This is a genomic window from Bacillus yunxiaonensis, assembly GCF_037104695.1.
GTDB classification, from domain to species: domain Bacteria; phylum Bacillota; class Bacilli; order Bacillales; family Bacillaceae_G; genus Bacillus_A; species Bacillus_A yunxiaonensis.
The window spans coordinates 12627-24332 of the sequence record NZ_JBAWSV010000011.1; the positions used below are offsets into that span (position 1 = coordinate 12627).

Consider the following 11706-nt stretch of genomic DNA (forward strand, 5'->3'; position numbering starts at 1 on the left):
GTAAGATTATTCCGGGGAGATTAAATGATGGTGTAATGTCTTGAAGGGTTCTTTCTTAATCAAAAAGCGTTTAATGTAGTAATAATGAAATTTTCGGAAGAGGAGGAGAGGATTTACATTAGACGTCTGATTCCATTGAATGTATGAAATTCAAGAAAACTACCCCCACAAAATGTTTCATTGGTTCGAATGATATATAAGAGGAACTGAGAATCAGTTTAATGCATGATATATGATATTCATCCTCAGTCTATTTCATCCTTATTAGCGGTTGTTTAAGAAGTGAAAGAGCAAGTATATATGCTTGCAACGTACAATAAGCAAGAACATTCTAGTTTGTTTTTTGGCATGATAATTACTTGCAACAATCAATTAAGCTGGAAGTCACCAACTAGTAAAATATTTTATGTTTGTACTAGGAGGAAATAAAAGGAGTATATGAAAAGAATGATAGAGAAAAAAACGCAACAAGAGAAAAATCAGCCTAAAGTTATTTTTTATGATGCTAAAGGAAGAAGAAAAATATTTTTCAATTGGTTTCTATGTCTCGCAATAATTATTATGATTATTGTTTTTTATTTTTTCTTTCGAAGTATTTTATCAACTGTGAATTTCCCGCATATGAAATTTTTTGGAAATCAAAATGAAAAAATTGTATCTATTAATGAAAAACTCAGTGATCAGCAGTTACAGAAAGAATTAAAAAATGAAGAATCTAAGTACTCTAATGCCCAAATAGATGGCACGAAATACTCTCAAAGTTTAGGAGCTAATAGTAAGCAGTCTAAAGAAGTTTATGGCTTTTATGTAAACTGGGATGAAAATAGTACGACCTCTTTAAAGGATAATATCCGTTCATTAACCATGTTAGTGCCGGAATGGTATCACTTAAATGAAGATTTAACAATTAGTAGTGAGATTAAACCTGAAATTGTGCAGTTAGCGAAAGCGAATCATGTGAGAATTATGCCTTTAATCAACAACTTCACTCAAAAAACTTCTGGTCCTGATGGTGCAGTGATTGATAAGTTGCTGCATGCTCCTGCTAATGTACGGACAAAGTTTATTAATGATTTAGAAAAACAAATCGAAGCTAATCAATTTGCAGGTGTTAATATCGACTTTGAGTCAATACCTGAGGAAGATCGAAATGAATTAACGAATTTTATGAAAGAACTTACTACTGTGTTTCACCAACATCATTTGCTTGTGACAGAAGATGTTCCTACTGATGATAATGCCTTTGATTATGGAGCGTTAGCTAAAGAAATAGATCGCATGATTGTCATGATGTATGATGAACACTATGAAGCGGGGAATCCTGGACCAATCGCTTCAAATAAATGGTTTGAGGATACGCTTAATCATTTAGATATTCCCTCAGAAAAACTTATAGTCGCTTTCGGGAACTATGGATATGATTGGACAATGGATAGCAAAAATTTCGCTGAGTCTTTAACTTTCTCAGACGTCATGAAGATGGTTCATGATTCAAATTTAAAAATTCAATGGGATAAGACAAGTGGGAACCCATATTTTCGATATAAAGAAGGAGCACACGAACATGTTGTTTGGTTTTTAGATGGTGTTACTCTCTACAATCAAATGGAAATTGCATCGAAAAATAATGTAAAAGGACTTGCATTCTGGAGATTAGGAGCAGAAGACCCTACTGTATGGAAATCATTACAAGATCCTACAGGGATACAAAATGACCTGAGCTCATTACGTAAAATCACTAGTATAGATCAAGTAGATTATTCTGGGCAAGGAGAAATCTTAAGGGTTACGAGTGCGGGGAAAAGTGGATCCAGGGATTTCCAAGTAGGCAAAGATAGTTATCTTACAGATGAAGTGTATCAGTCGCTTCCTGCTTCATATCAAGTGCAGCGCTATGGACAACCGAAAGGAAAACAAGTAGTACTAACATTTGATGATGGACCTGATCCTCATTACACGCCGGAAATTCTGGATATATTGAATAAGTATAAAATTAAAGCGGATTTTTTTGTCGTTGGTGAAAATGCTCAATTAAATACCAGTATTATTAAAAGGATATATGACGAAGGACATGAAATTGGCAATCATACCTTTACACACCCTAACATAGCAGATACTTCTCCACTACGTACAAAAGTGGAGTTGAATACAACTCAGCGACTCATTCAAGAAATAACTGGCCACTCTACGTCTTTATTTAGACCGCCATACGAAGCAGATGCTGAGCCATATTTACCAAATGAGATACTACCTATTTTGCGTGCTCAAAATATGAACTATACAATGGTCGGGGAAAAAGTTGATCCTGAAGATTGGACGCAACCATCGACGAATGAATTGGTAAAACGTGTTCTTAAACCCATTTATAATGGTGAGGGACATGTTATTCTCCTTCATGATGCAGGTGGGAATCGTACCCATACGGTAGAGGCGTTGCCAATTATTATTGAAAATCTAAAAAAACACGGATATAGTTTTGTGACGATTTCAGATTTGATGGGTAAAAAACGGGATGATGTTATGCCTTCTGTTTCCTCTGATGATAAGTCGTACTTACCTTTCGATCGAGCTGTTTTTTCAGGAGCGGGATATTTTAATCACGCATTAACGACTATTTTTTATATTGCTATTGGATTAGGTATTTTCCGGTTTCTATTTTTAATTTATTTTGCGCTTAAGCAAAAAAGGAGAACTACATCTCGTTCTTTTACTAACTCTACTTATCAACCTTTCGTTAGTGTTGTGATAGCAGCATATAATGAAGAAAAGGTTATTGCTAAGACGATTCGTTCTATTTTGGATAGTGATTATCATGATTTTGAAATCATTATTGTTGATGACGGATCAAAAGATGGTACGTCAAAAGCAATCCAAGAAGCATTTCATAAACATCCTAAAGTTTGTTTAATTCAAAAAGAAAATGGTGGTAAAGCCTCCGCGATGAATTTAGGGTTCCAAAAATCGCGAGGAGAAATTGTTATTTCTTTAGATGCTGATACCATTATTGCTCAAGATGCTATTTCTTTAATGGTTAGACATTTTGAAGATCATAACGTAGCGGCAGTTTCAGGTAATGTTAAAGTGGGAAATAGACGAAATCTGTTGACTACATGGCAACATGTTGAATACATTACAGGCTTTAATTTAGAGCGAAGAGCCTTTGATGAGTTAAATTGTATCACTGTAGTTCCTGGGGCTATCGGAGCATGGCATAAGAAACGTGTGAAAAAAGCGGGATATTTAAGTGAAGATACACTTGCGGAAGATACGGATCTTACTCTAACTCTTTTGCGTCAAGGATATCGAGTTGTATATGAAGAAAAAGCATATGCCTATACGGAGTCGCCTGAAGATGTGAAAAGTCTCATTAAACAGCGTTATCGTTGGACGTATGGAACACTGCAGTGTCTTTGGAAGCATCGAAAAGCTTTATTTAATGTAAAGCATAAAACATTAGGATTTGTTGCGCTACCAAATATGTGGATATTCCAATTTATTTTGCAGTCGATTTCTCCATTAGCAGATCTATTAATGATTATGGGTATATTTAGTAGTCATCCCCTAAAAGTTTTGGGATTTTACCTTTTATTCTTTGGAATTGATTTTCTTGCTTCACTCTTTGCTTTTAAATTAGAAAAGGAAAATCCTAAGCCACTAGTTTGGTTAATTTTACAACGCCTTATTTATCGTCAATTTATGACTTACGTTGTAATCAAATCCATACTTTCTTCTATTCGAGGAATAGCGGTAGGGTGGAATAAACTTAAGCGAATGGGAAGTGTTGAGCAATCCCCTCGGCATAATGAGGCATCATAAGAGAGCAGATAACCTGCTCTCTTTTTTTAGTCGTGTTACAGTTCACCGTAACGGTGGTAACAACCAATATTTTACTTGTATGATTGAAAGACATATACCCGTTGTGCATAATAAAACGTAGTTTTTAGTTTGGTATATGAGGATTTTTCGCTTCTAATAATCTAGGGCATGTAAATGAAAAGTTCCTTTAGTTATCTGGAGAGGTTTTTTATGGATTTCTAGATATATTGATTACTGATAATTAGATATTATGTTAATCACACATGAATTTGATATATGATTATCCCTTATAGAATTAACTGGCATTATTACTTTAGAAATGATATGCTGTTTCGATCTAACGGTCTAAAAAGAATGAATTTTCAAACATATTAATTTTTTATGGGTAGGTGAATTATTGCATTATCAAGGGTATGGCAACAAATTATTACATAAAATAGAGGGAATTGTAAAATAGAAAAAATGTAGATTACAGTGTAAATTGTATTTATTGATTATTTAAATCAGAGTCAATTACATTTGTAGCATTAAAAGCTTGTTTATTATAATAGTACAGGCGTAAAAAGGATATGTTGTCTGTTCATAAAACTCTGATTGATTGGAGAAATCTGTGATGAAACAGTCTAATACAAAAGTAAAGTTATCGGAAACCATAGATTCTAAATATATTCAACAACATTTAGCAAATGAAAGAACATATTTAGCTTGGATACGTACCGCTATTGCAATTTGTGGTCTAGGTTTTCTTGTGGCGAATTTACATCATGCCATTCGTGGAGAACTTACACCATTATATAATGAATTTGCTACTGGAATTGGATTAGGTTCAATTTTGTTTGGAGTGATAATTATTATTTTTGCAACAATCAATTATCTCGATAAACGAAAAGGGATTAATTCTCAAACATTTCGAGCCCCTAGAGCATTAATTATATGGGTATCTGTATTAGTTATGGTAACTATTGTAATTGTTGCATTTTATTTCATATTGTTAGTATAAACAAAACAAAAATATAAAGTTTCACTACTCATAATGTTAGGTTATGTAAACCTCAAGTGTATAGAATATACAAAAGGAAATTTATCATTCGAATGAGAATGTAATAAGCTATAAAAAGGAATTATATGAATACCTTGTCAATATTTATCCATTTTAAGTATAAAGGAGAGTAAATAATGAACGAAGGTAATATTCCATTTAAAGAACAAAACCAAGCAGATTTTACAGGAGATCAACAATATAAAGAAAAAGTGCCTTGGAAATTAGGAAAACATCTCAACCATAATCATGTAGAAAAGTTAAATAGTCTAATAACAGATCACCATCAACGTATGTTTCATTTACTAAATAACAAGGTAACTTAAACAAAGCATGATGGAAATGCATGATTTAGGGTATATTCATAAACTGTTGTTTATATGAATGTTCTTTATGTGAAAATGTAAGATAATTAAAATATAGTTTACAATAAACGCATAGTCAGAAGAGACGAGATAACATATAATGAGAAAGGATTTTAAAAAAGGTGAGGTGGAACTGTTTTATGAGTAATCCGAGCATAGGAGAGTCGGATATAAGATCGACATCAGAGGCAGTCATACAACTGAATATCCGAAGTGGATTACTGCGTAAGAATGGTTTCTGCTTCATGTGAATTTCAGAAAGATGACTCCTCAATAAGTGAGGAGGTTTGTATAATGGTACAAAAAATCTGGAATCAAATTAAAGGACAAAAAGAAGAAGCTTCGAAAATCCAAGGTTTTGATATTGACTTAAACCAAGAAAGCTTAACGCGTATTGACCGACTTGTAGATCGATATGAATCAGAAATCCTTCATCAACTTGATAGTGCATATACACAACGAACAAAGTGGGCAGATCGACTAGCTGATAAAATTGCACAGTTTGGAGGTAGCTGGCGATTCATCATCTGGTTTGCATGTTTTCTTGGTGTCTGGATTATTTGGAATAGCTTGTCTATCACAAAAGGAGCACACTTTGATGCTCCACCATTCATTTTGCTGAACTTATGTTTATCTTTTATAGCAGCGTTTCAAGCTCCTGTTATTATGATGAGCCAAAACCGTCAAGCTGCACGTGACAAACATGAATCTGTTATTGACTTTGCAATTAATTATAAAGCAGAGCAAGAAATTGATGATATGCAAAGTCATCTTCACCGTATAGAAGGTGAATTAAATGAAATTAAAGATTTATTGAAACAATTAAAGACAAAATAAATATATTGCTTTTATAAATCAAAAGCTAATCATCTATTTACAGAATATAAATAGATGATTAGCTTTTTTTATATTATTTGATGGAAGGTTCACTTTATATTGTTTAGTATACAATGCATATGTTACGCTATAACAAACATTTTAGGGAGATTACACATTGACTTGGAAAGGGGATATCAAAATGACAAAGAAAGTATTTTGGGACAATCCTTATCTGACTGAGTTACAAACTCGAATTACGAGTGTAGATGGGACTGATTTAACTGTTGAACAAACTATATTCTATGCCTTTTCAGGAGGACAAGAAAGTGATACAGGAACAATTGGAGCATATCATGTCTTACAAGCAAGAAAGCAACAGAAGGAGATCATTTACACAGTAGAAGAGGGACATACGTTGTGTGTGAACGACATCATTACAATGAAAATAGATTGGGATAGAAGATACAGATTGATGCGACTACATTTTGCAGCAGAAATCATTTTAGAACTCGTATATAAACGGATTGGAGACGTATATAAGATTGGTGCACATATTGCACAGGATAAATCTCGCATCGACTTTGAAATGGATGAAAATATATCTACATACTTTCCGCTTTTACAACAAGAGGCAAATATGTTGGTGCAAGCAAACTATGATATCATTAGTAGCTTTAGCGATGAAGAAAACGAGCGTCGGACATGGGAAATCAGCGAATTTTCCAAAGTTGCCTGCGGCGGGACTCATTTAAAGAAAACGGGAGAAATTGGAGAGATCACCTTAAAAAGAAAAAATATTGGAAAAGGAAAAGAACGAATTGAGATTTATGTTGCTTAGTCTTTTGTAAATAAATATAAGGCCATATAGTATGTAGCAATGAACCTCCTATAACGGGACCTATGTAATCAAGGTGTTTCTGATATTGTAAAAAAGTTGTTATAAAACTTTAAAAAGAAGAAAGGTAGAAAATCTCCTGGTTAAACAGGAGGTTTTTTATTATGTTAGTTGGTTTTTCATTTCATTCTAATAAAGAAGATTGAGAATAGAAGAAGTCCCTTCAAACACAAGGGACTTCTTCTATTTCTGTAGTGTAGATTAATGGGAATAATACAAATACTCCATATTTAGAATACATTCATCCTGAAAATGTAGTAAAGAGTAGATAGGCATTTAAAATGGCGATAACAATAGCAATAAACCAAGCGATTACTTTAGTCCAAAGTGAGTTTGCAAATTCGCCCATTTTCTTTTTGTCACTAGTAAACATAACAAGTGGAATAACTGCAAATGAAAGTTGAAGAGATAGGATAACCTGGCTTAATACTAAAAGATCCGTGGTTCCTTTTTCTCCATATATTAGTGTCACAATTACCGCAGGTATAATTGCGATTAAACGCGTAATTAAGCGGCGAATCCATGGTCGTAAACGAATATTTAAAAAACCTTCCATTACAATTTGCCCAGCTAACGTTCCTGTTAACGTAGAATTTTGTCCTGAGGCTAATAAAGCAACCGCAAATAATACGCTCGCAATCCCGCTTCCAAGAATCGGATTTAACAATTGATAGGCATCCTGGATTTCTGCTACTTCGGTATGTCCTGTTTTATAAAAAGCAGACGCTGCCAATATTAAAATTGATGCATTAACAAATAAAGCTAACATTAATGCGATAGTAGAGTCAATCACTGAAAATTTAATCGCTTCTCGTTTTCCTTTAGGCGTTTCTTCATAATTTCTCGTTTGCACGATAGAAGAATGTAAATACAAATTATGTGGCATGACCGTAGCTCCTAAAATTCCAAGTGCAATAAACAGCATTTGTGGATTTTGAATAATTTCTTTACTTGGAACAAAGCCTTTTGCAATCTCACTCAGTTGTGGTTGCGACATAAAAAGTTCCACACCAAAACAAACGGAAATTGTTACAATTAAACTAATGACAATAACTTCAATATAGCGAAATCCTTTATTTTGCAATAATAGTACTAGTAAGATATCAAATGAAGTAATGCATACACCCCATACAAGAGGAATGTGAAATAAAAGATTTAATGCGATAGCGGAACCTATTACTTCCGCTAAATCACAAGCTGCAATAGCCAATTCACATAAAACCCATAAAGCAAACGAAACAGGCTTACTATAATGATCCCGACATGCTTGCGCTAAGTCTCTTCCTGTTACAATCCCCAACTTTGCAGATAGTGCCTGCAAAATAATAGCCATAAAGTTAGAAATTAAAATGACAGATAATAACGTATAGTTATAAGCAGACCCGCCAGCTATCGATGTAGCCCAGTTTCCAGGATCCATGTACCCTACTGCAACAAGATAACCTGGTCCCATAAATGCAAGGAGCTTTCGAAGGGCATTTCCTTTCTTCGGTATCCTCATACTTTTGTGCACTTCTCGTAAACTAGGATCGCTGTTTTGTTGACGCCATCCTTCCTGGTGTGACACAGCAGCCGCATTTTGCGCTTTGACTGTTTCTAATTCATCCATAACGTTTCCTCCCCTTTTTAGCCTGTGTTAATTTGGTTCACTTAAGGTGATAGATAATATAGTGTTTTTTCATATTTAAAAATCTAAAATATGGTTTGGTTTTTTCTTGTACCAAAAATGTGGTGCTTTACTTTAAATTTTTACCATGACCAACTTTTTTAGTCTAGTGTAAAAATATGATATGTGATTAAATTTTATGCACAAGAGAGAAGGGAGGTGAATATAAATTTGCTTACTTCTGCCATGAAATATATGTACTTGTTAACAGACAACATAGGAAGCACGAAAGGGGTTCAATTGGTTGAGGTATATCTCGTATGGCTCAAAAGCTGAAACACGAATTCTCCTTAATTTAACGGGGATGTGGCAGTACCTCCATACCCGTTAAATTAAGGCATTTTGTTACCCACAAATATACCGCAGCATGGATGACTAACGGGAAATTTTGAGGGTTTATTTTTTGTCCATTCTTAAACTCTTTAGAAAAATGGTAAATAAAATCATTTTTAAGGTGCAATGTGCCCTGTCAAATTTTCACTTACAAGCAGGAATTACATACTTACCAAATAAGTCTAAGGATGAAAGCACTTTATGATGTTCTAATCCACCAAAATTCATTACTGCCATAAAGTTTGTAACACCTATTTCACGGTAAGAATGAATTTGTTTAATAACTTCATCGGGACTTCCGATTACTGGATTAAAATTTTGTTTAAGGACCTCATATGAGATATTTTTCCCATGTGGGGTATTCATAAATAATTGATAAGGACCTTTTGCATTTGATTCAGCTTCTGCAGATGTTTCACCAACATGAACATGGAAGGCAACGGGGATTTCTAATTGATCTGGATTACCATGTCCTGATTTTTGATACACATTTTTGTATGTATCAATAAGCTTCGCTAATTCATCTCGTGATTTGCTAAAACCAAGCCCCATGAAATTACTTCCCATATTGGCAACATGAGTAGCACCTTTTTCACTAGAGGTTGCAATCCAGTGAGGGGGAAACGGAGCTTGAATTGGCTGGACACTAAGCTTGATTTCTTTATATTGAAAAAAGTCCCCTTGATGAGAAAAAGGCTTACCTGACCATGCTTTCTTTAACACTTCTAGAGATTCGTTAAATCGCTCCGCTTTATCCTCTAATGAAACATTATAACCATCAAATTCCTTCTGATTATATCCACTACCTAATCCCAAATCTAATCTCCCGTTTGATAAAAGATCGACAACCGCATAATCTTCCGCAATTCGTAAAGGATTATGTAATGGAAGTACTGAAACACCCACACCAAGACGAATTCTATTCGTCCGTTGAGATACCGCAGCGAGCATAACTGCTGGAGAGGGGTTGATGCCAAAATCTGCGAAATGATGCTCTGTAAACCATACCCCATCAAAATTCATTTCTTCAGCTCGTACAGCTTGTTCCAATACCTCGTTGTAGAATTGGTGCGGTGTTCGGGATGATTGATTTGGGTAATGGTCAAATATCGTTAATGTGCTAAATTTCATTTAATTTCACTCCAGAGAATTTTATTTAACTTCTTTACTTCACGGATAGATTACAAAAACTCAAGATGATACTATACTTAAAAATAATCATTTTAGTTTTCCGAATCATTCCACTGACGACTTATTTCTAAACCATAATCCATGTCGTAAACTTCTTTTATAGCTTTAACCTTTTCGAGGCTCTCTTGGCTAAACATAGGTTTGTTTTCAAAAGCATGAAGAACAATTCTTTCAAGAAGAACGCCTAGTGAAATATCGTGATATTCTGCCATTGCTTTTAAAACTTTTACCATTCTTTTTTCCATTCTCATGCCAGTTTGTACACGCTCAACTTTAATTTTTTGACCTTTTCCACTCGCTTGTTCGTTATGTTGTTTCATAATTACACATCCTTTTTTCTCAAAATCACCATTTTGTTATTTTTATACCGATGTACCATTATAACAGCACTGTGCATATTGTCAATTATGTTATTTCATTAGAGCTTTAAAAGAAAAACAGTAAATGCCCTGGTTAAACAGGGCATTTACTGTTTTTAGTTGGAAAAGTGTTTTTTCTTTTCTTCAAGTCTGCTAGTTAATTCGTTAAAACTTTGAACTACATCTGGCATCGATAATTGCTTTGCTAATGAACGCCCTTTTTGAATGGATTTAGGGGCTTCTTCCAATAAATTTGCTTTTATTTGAGCATCCGCAAGACAATACCAATAAAACCAGGCATCCATTTCTGAAATTTTATCGTTATAGAATTTTTCAATGGTAGGATAGTATCGAGAATATAATTCTTCATCAAAAGCCAATTTTTTACCGTCCCATTTTAATACATCTACAAGGTAGCTATCAGCAATATACCACTGCCAAACTGCTAAACCTATCTTTTGATTTTCGTCCAAAATATTCATCTTATGATAAGGAACATCTGCAATCTTTTTGAATGAGTTATCATTCCACTGGAAAACTTCAAGTTTATTTCCTGCTGCTGCACCAATCGTAACACCAAATAAATATTCTTTTATACCATCACCAGTAATATCGGCTAAACCTGAAAACTCCAAACCCACGCCTTGAGTTTTTGTCTCCCAAATTTTTTGCCAATTATTATTTTCTTTCTTTAAAACCATTACTCCAAACTGAGAGGGAGAGGATTGTTCTTTTGCTTTAATTTGAAAAGTAGCGATTATTTCTTTCTGCCCATCCTGGTTGAAGTCGTAGAGTTGAATTGTCTTTGTAGAAAAAGGATTTTCAGGGCTTACAAGTAGCGAATTTGACGGTTTAAACTCTTTAACAATTTTCATTAGATTTTCTTTCTGATTCTCATTAGCGAAAATAAGTATTGAAGAAGGGTTTAAAATCCTTAATGAGAGTAAGATAACGAGCATTATTTTCATTGTAATATATCCCCTTCAGGGTGGTATCAAAGGTTATAATTCCCTAACATTATTTTGTATATTATGGATACGTAAATTTATCTTCGTATTGGGATAATGTTGTGGGATCTCATTCCTTTAGTATTGATAAAACCCTCAGGAATTGAACAATTTATCGTTTTTTTATTCTACTTATTTAATTTCCTGTACATCTGTACCTATAGGAATAGAATCACTAGTTAATCTCTGCCCGAATACCAATATCCATTGATTTAA

Annotated in this window: 9 protein-coding genes; 5 read left to right on the top strand and 4 right to left on the bottom strand. The window is 34.0% G+C overall.

The window, feature by feature from the left end:
* Nucleotides 1-450: 450 nt before the first annotated feature.
* The 5 genes from WAX78_RS22530 to WAX78_RS22555 all read left to right on the top strand — a co-directional run bounded on the left by WAX78_RS22530 (nt 451) and on the right by WAX78_RS22555 (nt 6877).
* Nucleotides 451-3816: a glycosyltransferase gene (locus tag WAX78_RS22530; RefSeq protein ID WP_336484372.1), complete on the top strand. Its 3366-nt coding sequence runs from the start codon at nt 451-453 to the stop codon at nt 3814-3816.
* 613 nt (nt 3817-4429) lie between these two features.
* Nucleotides 4430-4816 carry a YidH family protein gene (locus tag WAX78_RS22540; protein WP_336484282.1) on the top strand — a complete coding sequence of 129 codons (387 nt, stop codon included), beginning with the start codon at nt 4430-4432 and terminating at the stop codon, nt 4814-4816.
* A gap of 176 nt (nt 4817-4992) precedes the next feature.
* A complete protein-coding gene (locus WAX78_RS22545; RefSeq protein WP_336484283.1) occupies nt 4993-5181 on the top strand; it encodes a hypothetical protein in 189 nt (62 codons plus the stop codon).
* 333 nt (nt 5182-5514) lie between these two features.
* A complete protein-coding gene (locus WAX78_RS22550) occupies nt 5515-6057 on the top strand; it encodes a DUF1003 domain-containing protein (protein ID WP_336484284.1) in 543 nt (180 codons plus the stop codon).
* Between the two features lie 181 nt (nt 6058-6238).
* Nucleotides 6239-6877: an alanyl-tRNA editing protein gene (locus tag WAX78_RS22555; RefSeq protein ID WP_336484285.1), complete on the top strand. Its 639-nt coding sequence runs from the start codon at nt 6239-6241 to the stop codon at nt 6875-6877.
* A gap of 298 nt (nt 6878-7175) precedes the next feature.
* On the opposite strand, the gene WAX78_RS22560 is transcribed toward WAX78_RS22555, so the two are convergent.
* The 4 genes from WAX78_RS22560 to WAX78_RS22575 form a co-directional block, all read right to left on the bottom strand.
* The gene (locus WAX78_RS22560) at nt 7176-8543 is read right to left on the bottom strand and encodes an Nramp family divalent metal transporter (RefSeq protein WP_336484286.1); all 1368 of its coding nucleotides are present in this window, start codon (nt 8541-8543) and stop codon (nt 7176-7178) included.
* Between the two features lie 534 nt (nt 8544-9077).
* Nucleotides 9078-10064: an LLM class flavin-dependent oxidoreductase gene (locus WAX78_RS22565; RefSeq protein ID WP_336484287.1), complete on the bottom strand. Its 987-nt coding sequence runs from the start codon at nt 10062-10064 to the stop codon at nt 9078-9080.
* A gap of 92 nt (nt 10065-10156) precedes the next feature.
* Nucleotides 10157-10444: a hypothetical protein gene (locus WAX78_RS22570; protein WP_336484288.1), complete on the bottom strand. Its 288-nt coding sequence runs from the start codon at nt 10442-10444 to the stop codon at nt 10157-10159.
* Between the two features lie 155 nt (nt 10445-10599).
* On the bottom strand, nt 10600-11451 hold the full coding sequence (locus WAX78_RS22575) for a hypothetical protein (RefSeq protein ID WP_336484289.1): 852 nt from the start codon (nt 11449-11451) through the stop codon (nt 10600-10602).
* Nucleotides 11452-11706: the final 255 nt, after the last annotated feature.